This is a genomic window from Aurantimicrobium minutum, from assembly GCF_029892845.1.
Taxonomy (GTDB): Bacteria; Actinomycetota; Actinomycetes; order Actinomycetales; family Microbacteriaceae; genus Aurantimicrobium; species Aurantimicrobium minutum_B.
Window position 1 is genome coordinate 162847 of record NZ_JARXVT010000001.1, and the last position, 20481, is coordinate 183327.

17 protein-coding genes and 1 tRNA gene are annotated in these 20481 nt (G+C 56.0%); 13 read left to right on the top strand and 5 right to left on the bottom strand.

What is annotated here, in order from left to right; all coding sequences use genetic code 11:
• The first annotated feature begins 34 nt into the window (after positions 1 to 34).
• Positions 35 to 970 carry an InlB B-repeat-containing protein gene (locus tag M2118_RS00710; RefSeq protein ID WP_280794045.1) on the top strand — a complete coding sequence of 312 codons (936 nt, stop codon included), beginning with the start codon at positions 35 to 37 and terminating at the stop codon, positions 968 to 970.
• A gap of 48 nt (positions 971 to 1018) precedes the next feature.
• Here M2118_RS00710 and hrpA read toward each other — a convergent pair whose 3' ends face one another.
• Positions 1019 to 4876, bottom strand: coding sequence for an ATP-dependent RNA helicase HrpA (hrpA, locus tag M2118_RS00715; RefSeq protein ID WP_280794046.1), 3858 nt, complete (start codon positions 4874 to 4876; stop codon positions 1019 to 1021).
• Positions 4877 to 4962: 86 nt separating this feature from the next.
• Here hrpA and M2118_RS00720 point away from each other — a divergent pair, with 86 nt between their 5' ends.
• Positions 4963 to 6534 carry an MFS transporter gene (locus M2118_RS00720; protein ID WP_280794047.1) on the top strand — a complete coding sequence of 524 codons (1572 nt, stop codon included), beginning with the start codon at positions 4963 to 4965 and terminating at the stop codon, positions 6532 to 6534.
• A 47-nt stretch (positions 6535 to 6581) separates the two neighbouring features.
• Entirely contained in the window at positions 6582 to 7478 is an 897-nt protein-coding gene (gene mmuM / locus M2118_RS00725; RefSeq protein WP_280794048.1) for a homocysteine S-methyltransferase, read from the top strand.
• Here the strand turns inward: mmuM and M2118_RS00730 are convergent, their stop codons facing one another.
• Together M2118_RS00730 and M2118_RS00735 are read right to left on the bottom strand one after the other, a co-directional pair.
• A complete protein-coding gene (locus M2118_RS00730; RefSeq protein WP_280794049.1) occupies positions 7479 to 8843 on the bottom strand; it encodes an L-serine ammonia-lyase in 1365 nt (454 codons plus the stop codon). It lies immediately after the preceding gene.
• Positions 8844 to 8916: 73 nt separating this feature from the next.
• Positions 8917 to 10422 carry a dolichyl-phosphate-mannose--protein mannosyltransferase gene (locus M2118_RS00735; protein WP_280794050.1) on the bottom strand — a complete coding sequence of 502 codons (1506 nt, stop codon included), beginning with the start codon at positions 10420 to 10422 and terminating at the stop codon, positions 8917 to 8919.
• A 64-nt stretch (positions 10423 to 10486) separates the two neighbouring features.
• Here M2118_RS00735 and rsmI point away from each other — a divergent pair, with 64 nt between their 5' ends.
• From rsmI to M2118_RS00770, 8 genes are read left to right on the top strand one after another with little or no spacing between them, the layout of a single operon-like run.
• Positions 10487 to 11302, top strand: coding sequence for a 16S rRNA (cytidine(1402)-2'-O)-methyltransferase (rsmI, locus tag M2118_RS00740; protein ID WP_280794051.1), 816 nt, complete (start codon positions 10487 to 10489; stop codon positions 11300 to 11302).
• A gap of 10 nt (positions 11303 to 11312) precedes the next feature.
• Positions 11313 to 12893, top strand: a complete 1581-nt coding sequence (metG, locus tag M2118_RS00745) for a methionine--tRNA ligase (RefSeq protein WP_280794052.1) — start codon at positions 11313 to 11315, stop codon at positions 12891 to 12893.
• 14 nt (positions 12894 to 12907) lie between these two features.
• The gene (locus tag M2118_RS00750; RefSeq protein ID WP_280794053.1) at positions 12908 to 13813 is read left to right on the top strand and encodes a TatD family hydrolase; all 906 of its coding nucleotides are present in this window, start codon (positions 12908 to 12910) and stop codon (positions 13811 to 13813) included.
• Positions 13810 to 14646, top strand: coding sequence for a 16S rRNA (adenine(1518)-N(6)/adenine(1519)-N(6))-dimethyltransferase RsmA (gene rsmA / locus M2118_RS00755; protein WP_280794054.1), 837 nt, complete (start codon positions 13810 to 13812; stop codon positions 14644 to 14646). The genes M2118_RS00750 and rsmA overlap by 4 nt, the downstream gene beginning before the upstream one ends.
• A gap of 9 nt (positions 14647 to 14655) precedes the next feature.
• Positions 14656 to 15594 (top strand): 4-(cytidine 5'-diphospho)-2-C-methyl-D-erythritol kinase, encoded by a 939-nt coding sequence (locus M2118_RS00760; protein WP_280794055.1) that lies wholly within the window; start codon positions 14656 to 14658, stop codon positions 15592 to 15594.
• On the top strand, positions 15594 to 17390 hold the full coding sequence (locus M2118_RS00765) for an ABC-F family ATP-binding cassette domain-containing protein (RefSeq protein ID WP_280794056.1): 1797 nt from the start codon (positions 15594 to 15596) through the stop codon (positions 17388 to 17390). Before M2118_RS00760 ends, M2118_RS00765 begins: the two co-directional genes overlap by 1 nt.
• Positions 17391 to 17440: 50 nt before the next feature.
• A complete protein-coding gene (locus M2118_RS08860; RefSeq protein WP_366099765.1) occupies positions 17441 to 17650 on the top strand; it encodes a type II toxin-antitoxin system HicA family toxin in 210 nt (69 codons plus the stop codon).
• Positions 17647 to 18042, top strand: coding sequence for a hypothetical protein (locus tag M2118_RS00770; RefSeq protein ID WP_280794057.1), 396 nt, complete (start codon positions 17647 to 17649; stop codon positions 18040 to 18042). Before M2118_RS08860 ends, M2118_RS00770 begins: the two co-directional genes overlap by 4 nt.
• Here M2118_RS00770 and M2118_RS00775 read toward each other — a convergent pair.
• Entirely contained in the window at positions 18039 to 18356 is a 318-nt protein-coding gene (locus tag M2118_RS00775) for a hypothetical protein (RefSeq protein WP_280794058.1), read from the bottom strand. The two genes, M2118_RS00770 and M2118_RS00775, sit on opposite strands and share 4 nt — an antisense overlap.
• A 3-nt stretch (positions 18357 to 18359) precedes the next feature.
• Positions 18360 to 18872, bottom strand: coding sequence for a MarR family winged helix-turn-helix transcriptional regulator (locus tag M2118_RS00780; protein ID WP_280794059.1), 513 nt, complete (start codon positions 18870 to 18872; stop codon positions 18360 to 18362).
• Between the two features lie 65 nt (positions 18873 to 18937).
• Here M2118_RS00780 and M2118_RS00785 point away from each other — a divergent pair.
• Positions 18938 to 19008: transfer RNA gene (locus tag M2118_RS00785), tRNA-Gln, on the top strand.
• A 26-nt stretch (positions 19009 to 19034) separates the two neighbouring features.
• Positions 19035 to 20456, top strand: a complete 1422-nt coding sequence (gene glmU, locus M2118_RS00790) for a bifunctional UDP-N-acetylglucosamine diphosphorylase/glucosamine-1-phosphate N-acetyltransferase GlmU (protein ID WP_280794060.1) — start codon at positions 19035 to 19037, stop codon at positions 20454 to 20456.
• The last annotated feature ends 25 nt before the right edge of the window (positions 20457 to 20481 follow it).

Here is a 20481-nt window from a genome sequence, read left to right on the forward strand (position 1 = left end):
GCAGAAAAGTTAAAGTTTTATCTAAACTATTTGTATGAAAAAATTTTCCCTCAAGGCGCTAGGCGCCAGTGTTTTGGCCCTTGGGCTTGTAGTTGCAGGATTTGCTTTTCCTGCTTCCGCTGCAACTCTGGCGGCGACATTTGTAACTAATCCAGCGGGTGCCCCTCTGTCACCCTCTACTGCAACACCAGCATTTTCGGTAACTGTCCCCGGCGCTGCCATCAGTAGCAACCTTCAATATATTGACATTGGCGCTTCTCGTAATGGACAAAACTGGGTACCAAAGGCAACTTGCCCAAGCTACGCAAATGCTAACGCAGATGCTCAGAACCAGACTGACTGTGGTATTTCCAGCATCACAATTGGTGGCACAACTGTTACTGGATGGAAAATTTATACCGGCGGGCTTATGTACAACGGCATACGTCTTTACAAAACCGGTCTTTCGTCTGCGACAGCAGACATCGTAATTAACTTCACCGCTGCATCTTGGACAACTGGCTCTGCGAACGGCAACTACACCTTCACTGTGAAAACTCAACAAAACAGTGGAACAGAAATTGACATTGCCAATGCCACTGTTTTGGTAGGAACCGCTTCAGCAACCGTTACGTTTATGAGAAACGATGGTGTTGGTTCTATGCAGCAACAATCAGCTAGCACTGCAACCAACCTCACCCCAAACGCATTCACCCTTAGCGGATACACATTCGCAGGGTGGAACACTGCTGCTAACGGCTCCGGCACGGCTTATGCGAACAGCGCAAGTTATCCATTCGCAGCTGATGTAAATCTTTATGCTCAATGGACGGTAAACGGTGGTGGCGGGTCCTCATCATCGACTCCTGAAGCGCTTGCTAACACGGGTATTGACAGCTCAAGCGCTATCTTGCTTCTCGCAGGTGGCCTATCACTCGCGCTCGTTGGTGCAGAGATGTTCATAATTGCTCGCCGAAAGCGCAGCAACTAGAAACTCAAGTAACTAAAGAAATAGCCCCGAGCAATCGGGGCTATTTCTTTATGTAAGCGCTTTCTTGATTCGCTGAAGCGAGATCGGTTCTGCTGTGCCCAAACTCTGAGCAAACAAACTCACTCTGAACTCTTCGATCATCCAGTGCACCTTCACTAGGTGTGCAGGAGTATGCGGAGCAAGAGGAATCTTGCCCCCGGCTGCTTCGTAAAGAGCTAATGCCTGATCAAGCTCAACGGATGCAGTTCTATCCCTGCCTGCGTCCTCGAGCATGCGCTGAATGCGCATCGTGATGGCTCGGACATAAATCAAGATTCGGGGGAGCCTTGCTAGCCCTGCGTGGCTTATGAAGTTGGGTCGGAGGAGTTGCTCAAGGTGTGCCTTTTCTTGGGTGAGCACTGCCAGGTAGGTCATGGGGTTTGCTTCAGCCATGGCCTTGTGGGCATCTCTGACTGCGCTCAAGATTCTGGCTGTTTGTGACACCGCGTCGAAAATGTTGTCCATGATGGCGCCTTGTACGCGGTCTCTGAGTGTTTCGAACTCTGCCTTCTGGAAGATCATTCCGTCTTCTCGCATGGAGAACAGAACACTATCTACGCTGGCAGCAATGGCATCTGTGATCAATGCACTGAGGTTCGCATAGGGGCTCTGGGTAAGGATGAGCTTCTCTGCTGCTGTGAGGTGCTCCTGCACATACTTCGCAGGTGATGGAACGGCAGCTATCACCAGAGCTCTGGTACCCAAGGGGTGTTCACGCTTCTGGTCTGCCTCGGTGGCCATGAGCCTGATGTTGACCTCTTGGCGGGCTGTGCCTGGGCTAGTGACTACGAGGGCGGGGTATGCTCGCACGGTGTTGCCACCGTGCTTGGCATCCACGGTTCGTGGAAGCTCGGCAAAGTCCCAACTGGTCAGGCCATCGCGTTCCAGGGGAGAGGTTACGCGCTCTGCTACTTCTGCCACAGCATCTCTGGACTTGTCGGCCAGGCCTCGCTGGAGCTTCTCCAGGTTCTTGTCGGTGCCCATGTTCTTGCCCGTGCTGCCGAGGACTCGATAGGTCATGCGCAAGTGATCGGGAAGTCGAAGTGAATCAAAGTCATCTGCGGTGACAATGGCCCCGCTCAAGCTCTGAAGTGCTTTTGCCACTGATGCGAGCAAGTTGCCCTGTGGAGTCTCGGGCAGCGTGGCAGCAGCCTTGGCTGCCCAGTCAGCTGCCGGGACGACCTGGCGGCGAATGTTCTTCGGCAGCGTCTTGATGAGTCCAGTTATGAGCTCAAGCCTGAGCCCTGGCACTAGCCATTCGAAGGGTTCAGGGTCGAGACGTGCCAAGAGTGGCAGAGGAACTTCAACGGTGACACCGTCATCTTCACGCCCAGGTTCGAAGCGATACTTCAACTTGAGTCTCTGGTCGCCATAGACCCACTCAGAGGGGAAATCGTTCTCGTCGTGCTCTGCTTCTGTTTCTTCCAGCAGATCGGCTCGCTGCATGGTGAGGAAGTCGGGATTGGTGGTGCGTTCCTTCTTCCACCAGCCCTCAAAGCTTCTGGTGGAAAGAACATCAGCGGGGATGCGCTGGTCATAGAAGGCGAAGACGACTTCGTCGTCTGCCAATATGTCTCGTCTGCGTGAGCGCTCTTCGAGTTCTTCGAGTTGTCTGCGTAGTGCTCTGTTGCTGCGATCAAAAGCTTGCTTGGAATCCCATTCGCCATCCACCAGTGCATGGCGAATAAAAAGTTCACGGCAGAGCTCAGCATCCACTCTCGAGTACTGCATACGTCTGTGGGCCACGAGGGTGACACCAAAGAGCGTCACACGCTCATAGGCGACAACGGCACCTTGATTCTTCTCCCAGTGGGGTTCGCTATAGCTGCGTTTGCAGAGGTCTCCTGCAAGCTTCTCTGCCCAGCCTGGATCGATGGCAGCGTTTGTGCGGGCAAAGAGCCTGCTGGTTTCCACCAGCTCCGCACTCATCACAGCTGCAGGTGGCTTCTTGGCTAATGCAGAGCCCGGGAAGATAACAAACTTCTGGTTTCGGGCACCCATGAATTCATGCTGTTGTTTGCGGGGGCTGCTATTTGCTCCCCGCTTGTCACCAAGCTTGTTGTCACTGACTTGCTTGAGACCAATGTGGGAAAGCAGTCCTGAGAGCAAGGACTTGTGGATGCCGTCGGGGTCAATCTTGGGTTCACCCAAGGAGAGTCCCAATGGCTTCGTCAAGGTCTTGAGTTGGCGATAAACGTCATTCCACTCGCGGACTCGGAGGTAGTTCAAGAACTCTGCTTTGCACATCTTGCGGAAGGCACTCGAGGAGAGTTCTTTCTGCTTCTCTTCGAGGTAGTTCCAGAGGTTCAACAGAGAGAGGAAGTCGCTGGTGGGGTCCGTGAAGCGCGCATGTGAGAGATCTGCTTGTGGTCTCTTCTCTAGCGGGCGCTCCCTGGGGTCTTGAACTGTGAGCCCCGCCACAATGGCCATGACTTCACGAGTGACTCCGTGGTGTCTAGATTCCAACACCATGCGGGCAAAGCGGGGCTCAATAGGAATACGAGAGAGATCATGTCCAATCTTGGTGAGCTTGGTTGCTCCCGAGTTGTTCTGGATCGCTCCTAGTTCTTTGAGGAGATCTAAGCCGTCTTTCACGCCACGTGAATCGGGCGTTTGCAGGAAGGGAAAAGCAGCAATGTCGCCCAAGCCCAGTGACGCCGCTTGCAGAATCACCGACGCGAGGTTGGTGCGCAAGATTTCGGGGTCGGTGAATTCTGGGCGGCGCTCGAAGTCCTCTTCGGAATACAACCGAATGGCAATACCGTCACTCGTTCGACCACAACGGCCTGAGCGCTGGTTAGCACTGGCTTGTGAGATGGCCTCAATGGGCAGGCGCTGGACCTTTGCCCGCGGTGAATATCTGGATATGCGGGCTGTTCCGGCGTCCACGACGTATTTGATGCCGGGGACCGTGAGGCTTGTCTCGGCCACGTTGGTGGCCAGGATGATACGTCTTTTGAGGCCTGCGACCTTGCTGGGTTCAAAGACTTTGTGTTGGTCAGCTGCTGAGAGGCGACCATAGAGGGGGAGCACTTCGGTGCCGGCCTTCATGCGGCCGGCGGCAATGTTTCCTTCTAATGCTTCTTGGGCGTCCCGAATCTCTGTCTCACCAGAGAGGAAGACCAGCACGTCTCCGGGGGCTTCTTTATCTAGCTCGTTGAGCGCAGAGATGATGCCATCGAGATAGTCGCGAGCTGAGTGTTCTGGAGCTTTGGTTGCCTTGTTGGGTTCGTCCGCTAATTCGTCGTCGTCGACGTCATCGCTGGACATTTTGTCCTCGACGAGTGGGCGGTAACGAATCTCGATGGGGAAAGTTCTGCCAGAGACCTCAATCATTGGTGCGCCGCCAAAGTGCTTTGAGAAGCTCTCGGGGTCAATGGTGGCGGAGGTGATGATGAGCTTGAGGTCTGGTCGCTGGGGGAGAAGCTGTTTGAGATAGCCCAGAAGGAAGTCAATGTTGAGGCTGCGCTCATGGGCCTCGTCGATGATGATCGTGTCATAGGCACTCAGCAAGCGGTCACGCTGCAGGGCGTTGAGCAAGATGCCGTCAGTCATGACCTTGACTTCAGTCTCAGCACTAGCCTGGTCGGTGAAGCGGACTTGGTAGCCGACAAGGCCACCAAGTTCCACTTTGAGTTCTTCTGCGATGCGCTCAGCTACGGCCCGTGCTGCAATGCGTCGTGGTTGGGTGTGAGCAATGCTGGTGCGGCCCAGCTCGAGGCACATCTTGGGGATTTGTGTTGTTTTACCCGAGCCGGTGGCTCCGGCAATGATGACAACTTGGTTGTCCCTGATTGCCTCAAGAATCTCTTCACGACGCTCACTGACAGGTAGGTCAGGCGGATAAGTGATGAGTGCGGCGTCCATGGGCTTGTTCCAGCCTACGCGAGGGGTGTTTATACCTGCCGTCTAGTGTGCGAAACTATGCAAGTCCGTCATTTGAGGAGAAATAAGTGTCTACAACCGCTTCTGCAGGAACCGCACCTGAAACAGGCTTTCGCCGTTCTGCCGTCATTCTTCTGGGGCTCCTGGGAGCAATCCAGGTAGCAGACCCACTCATCTCTTCCCTTGCATTGGTGAAGGCCTCTGACGAGCTGAACTTTTCTGCGTCGACCCAGTCTCTTGCCGCTGGTATTTCCACTCTGGCGCTGGCTGCCACAGCCATCCCCGGTGGCATGCTGGCTGACCGTTATGGTCGCCGTCTTCTCTTGGCTCTTTCAGTTCTCGTGGCAGCGGGCGGACAGCTCATGACCGCGAGCGCAGGTTTAATTGACCCCAAGGCGGGAACAGCTGTTCTGTTCTACCTGCTTGGCCGCATCATTACTGGTGTCGCTCTCGGTGTGACCTTCGGTGCCTCCTACGGCATGCTGCGGAATGTCTCCAGCCAGAAGTCGCTGGGCCCCGCCATGGCGACATTCAACATTGTGAACGGAATCATCCCCGTCATCGCCATGGTTCTTGGTGGTGTCCTCATCGCCACCAGCTGGCGTTTGGCATACCTGATTCTTCCTGTGGTTGCTGTGATTGGTTTCTTCCTGGTCAAGCCCATCCTGCCCAAGATTGACAAGCTTCCAGCGTCCAAGGTTGACTACCTCGGCATGCTCTTTGTGGCGATTGGTATCGCTGGTTTGCTTTACGGCATCAGCGGCGCAACCAATGGTTTTGGTCACCCCTCGTTCTATGTTCCCGTCATCATTGCGCTGATCTCTTTGGCTGCGTTTGGTATTCGTGAGAACCGCACCACTTCCCCTGTCTTCCCCATCAAGTTGCTCACCCACCCCGCATTCTTGGGTGCTGTGGTGATGGGTATCTTCTGGAACATGGCATCTGCCTCGATGAGCCAGATGCTTCCTAACATGTGGCAGTACGTCACCCACATCCCTGCAGCTCTCTTGGGTGCTGCAAGCCTGCCCATGTCAGCTGCCGGAATCATTGGATCCGTTCTTGCCGGAATCTTCCTCGGCAAGGGCTCGAAGCCTCGCACCACCGCAACCGTAGGTTATGCACTCATGGTTGTTGGTTTCTTGACCTACCTCTTCCTGTCGCCCACCTCCGGCTACTTCATGTTCCTTCCAGGCATGATCATTGCTGCTGTGGGTTGGATGATGAACGCAACCAGCCAGGGCAACCTGTTCATTACCTTGGCTCCTGCCAAGTTCTATGGCCCTGTTACCTCCAGCAAGCTTGCTGTGGGCCAGTTCGGTTACGCACTGGGTCTCACTGGTAGCACCGTGATGGTTTATCTCTTCACCCTCGCTGGAGTGAAGAAGGCTACTAACGGCGCTGTTGAAGGTGACGCAAACTGGGATGCCATCACGTCCTACTTGTCCACCGGCTCGACCACTAACTCCGCACTCTCTGCTGTGAGCACCGCTGACCTGGCTGGCATCTACACCAGCGCATTCGTGACCACCATCACGATCGTGGCTGTGGTGACTGCTCTGGCTGGCGCACTGATGTATGTCTTGCTCAAGAACAAGAAAGCCAGCATCCCTGTTGATGAGTACCTGGGTTTGACGAACTAAGTCCTTCCGACTTTCTTCGTATCACCATTCTTTTCTAGGCTCTACATATGTTGACCCGTGAAGAGTTTCTAGCTCGTGTTCGAACTCCGCTCGCCATTGACGGCGGAATGAGCACCGAACTGGAGCAACAGGGTTGCCGTCTCGAGGGTTCCCTCTGGACTGCCCAGGCATTGCTCGACGACCCAGGTCTCATCGAGGCAGCCCACAAGGCCTATGTTGACGCGGGAGCTGGGGTGGTCATCACCGCCAGCTACCAAATCTCCCGTGCAGGCTTTGTCGAGAACAGTCACATTGCTGAGGATGCTGACCGCGCTCTGCGCGCCAGCATCGAGGTGGCGCGTAAGGCCGTTGTTGGAACCGACACTCTCGTGGCTGCCAGTGTCGGCCCCTACGGTGCGATTCTTCACGACGGCAGCGAATACAAGGGCAACTACGGCAAGACGCTAGAGGAGCTACGTGCATTCCACGCCGAGCGTCTTGCGGTTCTCCTTTCGGCTAACCCTGACCTCCTCGCTATCGAGACCATCCCAGATGCTCTCGAGGCTGAGGCTCTCGTCGCGGCCCTTGCAGAGTTCCCTGGCGCTATTGCGTGGATGAGCTTCTCTATTGGTCCAGATGGAAAGCTCTGGGCTGGTCAGAGTCTGGCGGAGGCAGCGCGCATTGCTGCATCATCTCCAGCCATTGCGGCCATCGGTGTCAACTGCGTTGACCCAGCTTTGGTTTCTGCAGCTATTGCCGAGATTCGCACTGTGACCGATTTGCCCGTGGTGATCTATGCCAATGGTGGTGGCACCTGGAATGCCGAGACAGGACTGTGGGAGAACGCAGCAGCGGATGCTCTCGTTGCGTATTCAGCTGAATGGGTGAAGCAAGGTGTGAGCCTTATTGGTGGCTGCTGTGGCACGCACGCAGGCGATATTCGCCAGCTTGCTGCTGCGCTTTAGCTAGCACTCAATAACGTTCACAGCGAGACCGCCTTCGCTGGTCTCTTTGTATTTGGTCGACATATCTAGACCGGTCTGACGCATGGTCTCAATCACGGTGTCAAGGGAAACCAAGTGGTTGCCATCTCCGTGGAGGGCAAGACGTGCTGCACTCACTGCAGTGGAGCTGGCAATAGCGTTGCGTTCGATGCAGGGGATCTGAACCAGTCCACCCACAGGATCACAGGTGAGACCGAGGTGGTGTTCCATCGCGATCTCTGCCGCGTTCTCGACCTGTCGTGGGGTACCACCGAGGACAGCACACAGACCACCTGCCGCCATGGCGCAGGCAGGGCCCACTTCACCCTGGCACCCAGCTTCAGCACCAGAGATGGAGGCATTGGACTTGAACAAAGAACCAATTGCGGTTGCCGTCAGGAGATAGCGGCGAATGCCTTCCTGATTCGCGCCAGGAACAAAGCGCAGGTAGTAGCTGGCCACGGCAGGAACAATGCCTGCAGCACCATTTGTGGGTGCGGTGACAACGCGGCCTCCGGCCGCATTCTCTTCATTTACAGCCAAAGCAAAGGCATGCAGCCATTCAATGGTGGTGTCGCGACTGTTGGCAGCGTCAGCGGTGACGAGGTGCTCGCGCAGCTCCGCTGCGCGGCGCTTCACGTTGAGACCACCTGGGAGAGTTCCTGCTGAGTTGAGCCCTGCATTCACGCAGTTGTGCATGGTGTCCCAGATGGCATCGAGGCGTTCGTTTACCTCAGCTTCGGTGTGCTGGGAAAGTTCGTTCTTCAGTGCAACCTGGTCAATGGTCATGTTCTGAACATCACACAGCGCAAGTAATGCAGTGGAAGTGCCATAGGGCATGGGCCACTCGGTGATGATGGAGCTGGCTTCTTCGCCGTCGCGGCGAATGAAGCCACCGCCTACTGAGTAGTAGGTCTGTTCATAAAGAGGCAGTGCGTCGTCTCCGAATGCCCGGATCGTCATGGCATTGGGGTGTCCGGGCAGACGGGTTCGTGGTTCGAAGGAAATGTCATTTGCTGTGAAAGCGATGGAGTGTGAGCCACCCAGGTTGAGCATGGGGTCAGTCTCGAGGTTGCTCCACGCACTGCGCACCTGTTCGGGCATGCAGGATTCTGGGGCAAGCCCTGTCAGGCCGGCAATCACGGCACCTGGGGTGCCGTGGCCAATGCCAGTGGAACCCAGTGAGCCATAGAGACTGCAGTTGACGGCGGAGACGCTGTCCAAGAGTTTCTGAGACTTCAGAGTGTTCACGAAATCAAGGGCTGCTCTCATGGGTCCCACGGTGTGGGAACTGGAGGGCCCAATACCTATAGAGAACAGGTCAAAGGCTGAGACGTACGCTGTCACAGTCTGAGCTTATGTCGATGAACTCAAATGGGCTAGAGAAATGCTCTCTGGAGTGTCCGGCCAGTGGGACGGTCTAGACCCAGCTTTGCATCCACATGTGCAGGTGCCAGTACCAATATGAAATCTGCATTCCACTCCAGAGTGGGTAGAAGAAGATACTCAGCAGCACAGTCAAGATGCCGAAGACGGTCAAGACGGCAATCCCTGTGCTGCGCTTATAGTCGTCCTTAATCGCCAAGATGAGTCCCACCACAAAGGTGATGGCGAGGATCATGTAGGGCTCGTAGACAATGCCGTAGAACTGGAACACGGTGCGGTTGAGGTACATCAGCCAGGGCACATACCCCGCGACGATGCCCATCAGGATGAAACCGACCTTCCATTCGCGGTAGCGAACGAGGCGATAGGCCAAATATCCCAACGCTGCTGTTCCACCCCACCAGATCAGGGGGTTTGCAATGGCGGTGATCGCAGAAGCACACGAGTCAAAGGTGCACCCAGCTTCGCCGTTGTTCACGCCTTCATAAAACATGCTTGTGGGGCGCCACATAATCAGCCAGGTCAGGGGATTGGCTTGATAGGAGTGCGGCGTGACCAAGCCAACATGGAATTGGTAGGCAGAGACGTGATACGCCCAGAGGCTCTGAGCCCAGTCAGGAACCCAGGAGAGTGGGCCACTCCAGCGCAGACCTGATTCTTCCGTGACCAAGTTTCGGTAGTACCCACCGCTGGTGAGAATCCATCCCGCCCAGCTCGAGATGTAGGTCACCACGGCAATAGGGACCATCAAGAGGAAGGTGGCGGGTGCTTGCTTGAGAAGCGCAGCAGAGATCCAGAACGGCAGTCCTACGCGACGACGATCCAGTGCATCCATGACGACGACATAGATCCCAAAGGCAGCGATGAAGTACAGGCCAGACCACTTCACGCTGCAAGCCAAGCCAAAGGCCAGCCCGGCGAGAATCAAATAGGGCCTGTTCCACAGGGTTGGACCCCACGTGGGACCTTCGTGGTCTTCGCCCAGTTGTGCTCGGCGCCTGCGCATCCAGGCCATCAACCTGGGTAGGTTCTGCCCCCGGTCAATCAGCACGAAGTAGACACCGGTCAGCGTGAAGAGTGTGACGAAGTTATCCAGCAGGCTCACACGCGAAAGAGTGATGGCGTGGCCATCAATGGCCATCAGTCCACCAGCAACAACTGTCAGCGTGGTGTTGTGGAACAGCTTCTGGGCGATGAGCATCACCAGCAAAACAATCAGAATGCCGGCAACGGCAACGCCAAAACGCCAGCCAAACGAGTTTCCTGAACCAAAGAGCGCCATTCCAGCACCAATGAGCCACTTACCCAACTGAGGGTGGACTACATACGACGGATCAGTGCCAAATTCGGAGGTGATGCCTTCTTTAAACTTGTCATCACTGCCCACAGGCCAGGTTGATTCGTAGCCGTTGTTCCAGAGCGTCCAGGCATCCTTGACATAGAACGTCTCATCGAAAACCAGTGAGTGGGGATTACCCAGGTTCCACAGGCGCAACACAGCAGCCAGCAGAAGCACTGCTGCTGGAGCTCCCCACTTCATGCTCGAAGCCAACGCCTGTTTCACCTGTTCAGCCTACAGACCAGAACCCTGCCAAACTGGAGGGGTGATCATCCTGGCAGCAACTCCCATCGGCAACCTGGGCGATGCATCCACCCGACTAGTGGAGGCATTGACTGAGGCAACCGTTATCGCCAGTGAAGACACTCGCACCACTTCCAAGCTCCTAAATGCATTGGGCATCGAGAACCGACCTCGACTCATTGCTTTGCACGACCACAACGAGTCGACCAAGAGCCCCGAAATTATCGAGCTGGCCAAAGAAGGCAATGTTCTGGTGCTCTCTGATGCAGGGATGCCCACCGTCAGTGACCCTGGCTTCCACCTCGTTGAAGCAGCTGCAGCAGCAGGTGTTCAGGTCACTGCTATTCCCGGACCCAGTGCGGTCATTACCGCGCTCGCCGTGGCTGGACTTCCCACCGACCGCTTTACTTTTGAAGGCTTCCTTCCTCGTAAACAGGGAGAACGTAAGGCCACGTTCCGTGCGTTGGCCCGTGAGTCTCGCACCATGGTGTTCTTTGAATCTCCCAACCGCATTGCTGAGTCTCTTTCGGATGCTCGCGATGAACTCGGCGCAGAGCGCTCTGCTGCTGTGTGTCGTGAGCTGACCAAGTTCTATGAAGAGGTCAAGCGTGGTTCTCTGTCAGATCTCGCCGACTGGGCCGCCGACGGCGTCCGCGGCGAGATCGTGCTGGTCATTGGCGGCGCTACCGCAGCAACCCTGACTCTCGAAGACGGTTTAGTGCAGGTTCAGCTTCTTGTTGCTGACGGTATGCGCCTCAAAGAGGCAAGTACGCAGGTAGCTGAAGAGACAGGCCTCTCCAAACGAGAGCTGTATCAGGCAGCTCTCGCAGCAAAATAGAATAGAAGCTATGTCTGCCGGCAAAAGCTTCTACGTCACCACGCCTATCTTCTACGTCAACGACGTACCCCACATTGGTCACGCGTACACGGAGGTAGCTGCGGACGTCCTCGCACGCTGGCACCGCCAGGCTGGAGACCGCACCTGGATGCTCACCGGTACCGATGAGCACGGTGAGAAGATCCTTCGCACCGCCACTGCGAACGGCGCCACTCCTCAGGAGTGGGTAGACCGTCTGGTTGAGTCCGCATGGAAGCCCCTGTTGGACACCATTGACATTTCTAACGATGACTTCATTCGCACCACGGATGCTCGTCACGAAGACAACGTAAAGAAGTTCTTGCAGCACCTCTATGACGCGGGGTTCATCTACACCGGCGAATACGAAGGTTCCTACTGCGTAGGCTGTGAGGAATACAAGCAGGACTCTGACCTGGTTGACGGCACCGGAGAGTTTGCTGGCGAAAGAGTATGCGCCATTCACTCCAAGCCCGTTGAGAACCTGCACGAGAAGAACTACTTCTTCCGCATGAGCGACTTCACTCAGCCTTTGCTGGACATGTATGAAGCAAACCCCAACTTTGTGCAGCCTGAGTCTGCGCGCAACGAGGTTGTGCAGTTTGTGAAGCAGGGCCTGAATGACCTCTCTATCTCCCGCTCAAGCTTCGACTGGGGTATCAAGCTTCCCTGGGATGACTCCCACGTTGTCTATGTGTGGTTCGACGCCTTGCTGAACTACATCACTGCTGCCGGGTATGGCTACGACGAAGAGAAGCTAGCTTCTCTGTGGCCTGCCACCCACATTGTGGGTAAAGACATCCTGCGTTTCCACGCCGTGATTTGGCCTGCCATGCTCATGGCTGCCGGAGTTGAGATTCCTCACCAGGTTTACGGCCACGGCTGGCTCCTCGTAGGTGGCGAGAAGATGTCCAAGTCCAAGCTCACCGGTATTGCGCCTAACGACATCACCGACACCTTCGGTTCGGATGCGTTCCGCTATTACTTCATGAGCGCCATCAGCTTCGGCCAGGACGGCTCCTTCAGCTGGGAAGACCTTTCCGCTCGTTACCAGGCAGAACTGGCGAATGGTTTCGGTAACCTCGCTTCCCGCACCTTGGCCATGGTCACTCGTTACTTTGACGGTGTTGTTCCTGCTGCTGGTGAACTCACTCCATCAGATAAGGCCATCGCAGATGTCGTGGCCGCTGCTGCTGTGGAAGCAGACGCTGCTATCGAGCGCCTCGCTATCCATGACGCCGTGACTTCGATCTGGACCATCGTGGATGCCCTCAACGGGTACATCACCGAGCAAGAGCCTTGGGCTCTGGCCAAGGACCCTGCCAACGCAGCACGCCTGGCAACCGTCTTGAACACAGCAACCGAAGGCCTGCGTGCTCTGGCAGTTCTGCTCTCTCCCTTCATGCCTCAGGCAACCCAGAAACTGTGGTCTGCATTGAACGTGGAAGGCGCCCTTGGCGCTCTCACTGCTCAGCCCATTCGTGAGGCTGGAAAGTGGAACCAGGTTCCTGCTGGCACCACCGTGGGCGCACTCGAAGCACTCTTCCCTCGTATTGAGTCCTCCGCCGAGTAGTCGGTTACATCAATATGACCGAATCGGCATATATTCGCCAGCGCGACACCACAGCCGAGCACGGCCAGAAGCGTGACTTGTCCTACCCGCCACTGCCAGAGCCCCTTCCGGTCGCGGTCTATGACAACCACACTCACCTCGAGATCTCCGATGGCGATCAGCCCATCGATTACCACGAACACCTCGAGCGTGCTGCAGAGGTGGGCATTGTTGGTGTGATTCAGGTCGGCGGCGACGTGGAGACCTCAAAGTGGTCGGCTGCTGTTGCTGCCGCAGAACCTCGAATGCTGGCAGCTGTGGCCATCCACCCCAATGAAGCTCCTCGCTATGAAGAAGCTGGCACCCTCGATGACGCACTCGCTGTGATTGATGAACTGGCTGCCTGGCCTCGCACCCGTGCGGTGGGGGAAACCGGCCTCGACTTCTTCCGCACCGGCCCTGAGGGCCTGGCTGCCCAGCGTCGTTCATTCGAAGCTCATATCGGCATTGCTAAGAAGCACTCCATTGCGATGCAGATCCACGACCGTGATGCTCATGATGATGTGATTGAAACTCTGCTGCGCGTGGGGGCTCCTGAGAAGACCGTGTTCCACTGCTTCTCCGGCGATGCCGCCATGGCCAAGATTGCTGCCGATAACGGTTGGTACCTTTCCTTCTCCGGCACCATCACGTTCAAGAAGAACGAAGAGCTACGTGAAGCGCTCCAGGTCATTCCTCGTGAACTGGTGCTTGTGGAAACCGATGCGCCTTTCCTGACCCCCACACCATTCCGTGGCCGTCCCAACGCTCCCTATCTGACCCCTCACACGGTTCGTGCGATGGCAGAGGTTCTTGGAGATGACTTGGGTGACCTCTGTGCCCAGATTGCCTTCAACACCGAGAAGGTTTATGGCTCCTGGGAAGACGGTCTCGTCGCATGAGTGTGAAACTGCTCGGTCCCGCCGAGATTCGTGACCTGGCAGAACTGCTGGATGTCACCCCAACCAAGAAGCTGGGGCAGAACTTTGTCATTGATGGCAACACCGTCCGCAAGATCGTCAAGGTTGCGCGCGTTGAAGCTGGCGACTCTGTCGTGGAGATTGGTCCTGGTCTAGGTTCACTCAGTCTCGGAATCGTGGAGGCAGGGGCTTCCCTTGTTGCCGTCGAGATTGATGGTCGCCTCGCAGCGCAGCTGCCGGTGACCTTTGCCCAGATGGCTCCAGAAGCCAAGCTCACCGTGATTCACGAAGACGCCATGAAGATCATGGAGCTCCCTGATGAGCCCACGCGTCTGGTGGCAAACCTTCCCTATAACGTTTCTGTTCCTGTGTTGCTGCACTTCATGGAGCACTTCCCCAGCATCCGCTCCGGCGTGGTCATGGTGCAGGCAGAAGTGGGACACCGCCTCGCTGCTGAGCCAGGGTCGAAGATTTATGGCGGGCCCAGTGCCAAGGCTGCCTGGTATGGCAAGTGGCGTATTGCTGGCACTGTAAGCCGCCAGGTGTTCTGGCCAGTGCCCAATGTCGATTCTGTCTTGGTTGGCTTTGAACTTGATGCCGAGCAGCCAGGAGATGAAGCCCTGCGTCGTCGCACCTTCGACATCATCGATGGTGCGTTTGGTCAGCGTCGCAAGATGCTGCGCCAGGCACTCTCTGATTTGTGTGGCTCGAGTGCTGCGGCAACAGAGCTTCTTGAGCGCGCAGGGATTGATCCCACGCTGCGCGGGGAGCAGTTGAACATTGCTCAATTCGTGTCTATCGCCAACGCCAGCTAGTTTGGAATTATGACCGAGACAGGTACACGCGAGGTGGCTCACGTTCGAGCCCCCGGCAAGATCAATGTCTCGCTTGCCGTTGGCGCTGTGATGGATGACGGTTACCACGATGTGGCAACCACCTATCAAGCAGTCGGTCTCTATGAAGACATTCGTGCGTATCACGCAGATGATTTTTCAGTCTCATTCACTGGTGACTTTGACCTCAGTGGCATCCCCCTGGATGCCTCCAACCTGGCCATCAAGGCAGCACAGCTTCTTGCTCGCAAAGCAAAGTATCGCGGCGGTGTTCGTCTCGAAATTGAAAAGAACGTTCCCATTGCCGGCGGCATGGGTGGCGGTTCAGCAGATGCTGCCGGTGCACTTGTTGCCTGTGACGCACTCTGGGGAACCAATATGGGCAAAGATGCACTGCTTGCACTCGCTGCTGAACTCGGCGCTGATGTTCCCTTTGCGCTCATGGGCGGCACTGCTATTGGTACCGGCCGCGGCGATCGCCTCAGCCCCGTGCTGACCAGCCACGAACACTTTGAGTGGGTCCTCGTTCCAGCTGACTTTGGCCTGAGCACCCCAGCTGTCTATGGCGAACTTGATGCCCACCGTGAACGCCACGTGGCCGACATCAAGCCAGCACCCCAGTCGCCCACCGTCGACACTGCTGTTCTCCAGGCACTGCGTGCGGGAGATCCCATCATGCTGGCCGATGCACTGAGCAATGACCTCCAAGCACCAGCACTTCACCTCAAGCCCTCACTTGTTGAGGTTCTAGAGCTGGGTGAGAAGAGCGGAGCCCTTGCTGGCATCGTCTCCGGTTCTGGCCCCACCCTTGCTTTCCTTGCCGAGGATGCAGAGTCAGCTATTGACCTGCAAGTCACTTTGAGTGCTGCCGGCCACAAGGTTTTGCGCGTATCGGGCCCCGTTCACGGCGCTCGTCTGGTCAACGACTAATGGCACACTTGCTCGGTGGAGAGAACCTCCACCTGGAATTTCCCACGCGCGTCATCTTTGACGGCATCACCATCGGTATCAATGATGGAGACCGGGTCGGTGTCGTAGGTCGCAATGGTGATGGCAAGTCCACACTGATGAAGATCCTTGCTGGACGTCTTGAGCCAGATTCTGGCCGTGTTACTCGTCGCGGCGGCATCACCCTCGGCATGCTCGACCAGTCAGATGAAGTCGATGGCAACCTCACCGTGGGCGAAGCAATTGTCGGCGGTATTGAAGAGCACGTGTGGGCAGGCGATCCTAAGGTCCGCGATGTTCTGACCGGTCTGGTGACGGATATTCCGTGGGATGCCAAGGTTGGTGACCTCTCGGGTGGTCAGCGTCGTCGCGTCGCTTTGGCAGCTTTGCTGACCGGCGACTGGGACGTCATCTTCCTCGATGAGCCCACTAACCACTTGGATGTGGAAGGTATTTCCTGGCTTGCGGGACACCTTAAGAAGCGTTGGCCTAACGGCCAAGGCGGACTACTTGTCGTTACACACGACCGGTGGTTCTTGGATGAAGTATCCAATGCAACTTGGGAAGTCCACGACCGCATCCTGGAGCCTTTTGAAGGCGGCTATGCCGCCTACATTCTTCAACGCGTGGAGCGTGACCGCTCTGCTGCAGTGAGCGAAGCGAAGCGTCAGAACCTCATGAAGAAGGAACTGGCCTGGTTGCGTCGCGGAGCTCCGGCGCGCACGGCCAAGCCCAAGTTCCGTATTGAAGCAGCGAACGCCCTCATCGCAGATGAGCCACCTGTTCGTGATGCCATCCAGCTTTCATCTATGGCGATGCAGCGTTTGGGTAAAGACGTAGTCGACCTTGAAGAGGTGTCGGTCAGATATGGCGACAAGCAGGTTCTCCGCGATGTCACCTGGCGTATTGCTCCTGGTGAGCGCACTGGAATTCTCGGCGTCAATGGTGCTGGAAAGTCGACCTTGCTAGGCCTCGTTTCTGACCACGTCCAGCCGACCTCGGGTCGCGTTAAGCGCGGTAAGACCGTCAAGATTGCCACGCTCACTCAGCAACTTGATGAGTTGACCGCTGTGCAAGACATGCGCGTGAGCGCTGTTGTTGCAGAGAAGCGCACCATATACTCTGTCGGCGGCAAAGAGATGACCCCTGGCCAGCTCCTTGAGCGTCTGGGCTTCACCTCAGCCCAGCTCTCCACTCCTGTCAAGGATCTCTCTGGCGGCCAGAAGCGTCGACTGCAGTTGCTCTTGATTCTTTTGGATGAGCCCAACGTGCTGATCTTGGATGAGCCCACCAACGACCTCGACACTGACATGTTGGTCGCCATGGAGGACCTCCTCGACACTTGGCCAGGAACCCTGCTCGTGATCTCTCACGACCGTTACTTGCTCGAGCGCATCACGGATAACCAATACGCCGTGCTCGAGGGCCACTTCACGCACCTGCCGAACGGTGTTGACCAGTACTTGGCACTGCGTGCCAAGCAGATGGCTGCACCGAGTATTTCTGTGACCGCTCAGGCCACAGCAACGATGAATAAGCCCGTGCCCAAGTTAGCTGGTGCTGAGCTGCGCAATGCCGAGAAGGAATTTGGTTCCATCGAGCGCAAGATTGCCAAGCAGCAAGCAGATGTTGCCGAGATTCACGTGAAGATGGCTGCCCATGATCAGAACGACTACGTGGGTTTGGGTGAATATTCAGATCAGATCAGTAAGTGCGAGGGCACTATTGCTGATCTCGAGATGCGCTGGTTAGAACTCAGCGATTTGCTCGGGCACTAACAACTGTTTAGCAACTAGACACTTGAGGTGTTTAGTCGCTAAACTGTAGTATGCGAGCACGAGAAGTTAACACCCGAATCGAAACCTTGGGTGGTCAATTTCTCAGGCAAAAGGGATCCCATCGTTTGTATCGGGTGACTAGAGAAGGTGTCAGTCAGATGGCAGTTGTTCCGCAACATGGTGGAGATATCCCCACGGGAACACTTCGTGCTATTGAGCGGAGCTTAGAAGAAGTTCTAGGGAAGGGGTGGCTTCGATGAAATTCGTTGTCAGAATTGCACGTGAAGGTCAGTCGTGGCTGGCAGAGGTTCCCACTGTTCCAGGTGCTGCAACATTTGCTGGAAATCTGATCGCACTTGAACTTGCTGTCCGTGAAGTGCTTTCGTTGCTCCTGGATATTGAAGATGAGTCAGTCTTCGAGTTTGAATTCGAATTCTCAAATGTCGGTGAGGAAATGCTTGCTGCTGTTGAGCTCGGTAAGCGACGTGAAGAACTTGAACGTGAGCAGAAAGAGATCATGACTGCCTCTGCCCGCTTTATCAAGGAGCTCTCCAAAGAAGGCTATTCAGTAAGAGACCTCAGCGGAATCCTGCATATGTCTCCAGGCAGGGTTTCACAGATTGCGAAAGAAACTGAGAAGCTTCGCGCTTAGTTCCCTGCTGCCTGCGAAATCCAGATGAAGAAGACGCAGTAGAAACCAAAGGTCGCTGTGATGGACAGCGAGATGAGGTTTGCAATCGAGCGTTGGCGCAAGAACATGTAGGCCACGAGGTTGATGAGTGCCGCCACGATTATTGCTGCGCAGCCAACCTGCGGCAGAACCCACGCTGCTTCCATGCCCCAGTTGGAGTGAACCCAGGGCGTCAGAGCCAAGAGTGCAATTGCCAGCAGAATAGAGACTGCCGTGCTGCGCAGGGCAGTCTTTCCTGAGGATTCGGTTGGCCAACCTTTTCGTGTTCGTGCCATGACTTATTCCGCGGCGTCTTGAGTGTCCACGTCGATGCTGAGCCGACGCAGAGATTCAGCAAGTCGAGTCTGCTCACTGCGTGAGAGAGATGCCAAAAGCAGAGCTTCTGCATCGACAAGGCGGGTAATGGCGGCATCCACGCGGGTCAACCCTGCAGCGGTCATTTCGACCAGGACGCCACGACCGTCATTGGGGTCCTCGCGACGAACCACCAAACCGCTGTCGACCAGGCGGTCGATGCGGTTTGTCATGGTTCCACTGGAAACCAGGGTTTGCTGCAGCAAAGCCTTGGGGCTGAGCTGATAGGGAGAGCCTTCACGACGCAGCGCAGCGAGAACGTCGAACTCCCACGATTCCAGCTTGGATTTGTGGAAAGCATCCTTGCGGGCACGGTCCAGCATCTTCGCTAAGCGGCCTACACGGGAGAGAACCTGCAGGGGAGAGAAGTCGAGATCCGGGCGCTCGCGCTTCCACGACTGCACAATGCGGTCGACTTCATCATTCTCTGGGGCCATGCATCCATTATCCCTGCTGGTATCTGGCAGACTGTACATGTGAGTTTTTCAAAGAGAACTCACATTCCGCCATAGTGTAAAGGCAGCACAACAGTCTTTGGATCTGTTGGTCTAGGTTCGAATCCTGGTGGCGGAGCTCCCGATCAAAAATTGGAGAAGTGAGTGACCGACGCACAACTTGCCATCGTGGTTCTTGCAGCCGGTCAAGGAACTCGCATGAAGAGCTCCACTCCCAAGCTTTTGCACAAGCTCGGCGGCGTCTCCGTTGTCTCTCACGTTCTCGCTACTGCTCGTGAATTGAACGCAGCTCACGTTGTCTCTGTGGTTCGTCACGAACGTGACCGCCTCGTTGAGGTCATTGAAGTAGACCTGCCAGAAAGCATCATCGTGGACCAGGACGACGTTCCTGGAACCGGCCGTGCTGTTGAGCTAGCTGTTGCAGCACTTCCTGCTGGTTTTACCGGTGACGTGCTTGTGGTCAACGGTGACGTTCCTCTGCTGGATGCAGAAACTCTTCAGGGTCTGATCAACCAGCACCGTGATGCCAAGGCTGCAGCCACCGTGTTGTCCACCCTCCTCGATGACGCCACTGGATACGGTCGCGTCATCCGCTCTGTTGATGGCAATCTCGAGAAGCTCGTTGAGCACAAGGATGCCAACCAAGATGAACTGGCCATCAAGGAAATCAATGCCGGTATCTATGTCTTCTCCGCTCCAGAACTTCGTGCACAGTTGAGCAACCTCACCCTGGATAACGCACAGGGCGAGAAATACATCACTGATGTGATTGGTCTGCTTCGCGAAGCAGGTGCAACTGTTGCTGCTGTGGAGATTCTGGATTCCTGGAAGGTCGAGGGCATCAACGACCGTGCGCAGCTCTCACGTGCTGCAGGACTTCTCAACGGTTTGATTGTGCGCGGCTGGCAACTTGCTGGTGTCACCATCACTGACCCAGCTTCCACCTGGATTGATATCCAGGTTCAGCTGGCTCCTGATGTGGAGATCAAGCCTGGTACTCAGCTCCTCGGTGCAACTGTCGTAGAGACCGGAGCAATTATTGGCCCCGACACCACCCTGCTCGACACCGAAGTTGGCGAAGGTGCTGTGATCAAGCGCACCGATGCGACCCTGTCCGTTATCGGCGCTGGCGCATCGGTCGGACCCTTCTCCTACCTACGTCCTGGAACATACCTTGAAGCCTCCGGCAAGATCGGCACTTTCGTTGAGACGAAAAATGCCCGCATTGGCAAGGGCAGCAAGGTTCCTCACCTTTCCTACGTGGGAGACGCCACCATCGGTGAAGGAAGCAACATTGGTGCGGGCACCATCTTTGCGAACTACGACGGCGTGACCAAGAGCCACACCACCGTGGGTTCCCACGTGAGAACTGGCTCTCACAACACGTTCGTTGCGCCAATTAGTATTGGCGATGGAGCTTATAGTGGCGCCGGTGCAGTCATCCGTAAGGATGTCCCAGCTGGGGCTCTCGCCATTAACGTAGCTCCACAGCGCAACATGGATGGCTGGGTTCAAGCCAACCGTCCTGGCACCGCAGCAGCCCAGGCTGCTGACGAGGCCAAGTAACACCAACCATTACGAGTCTCACCAC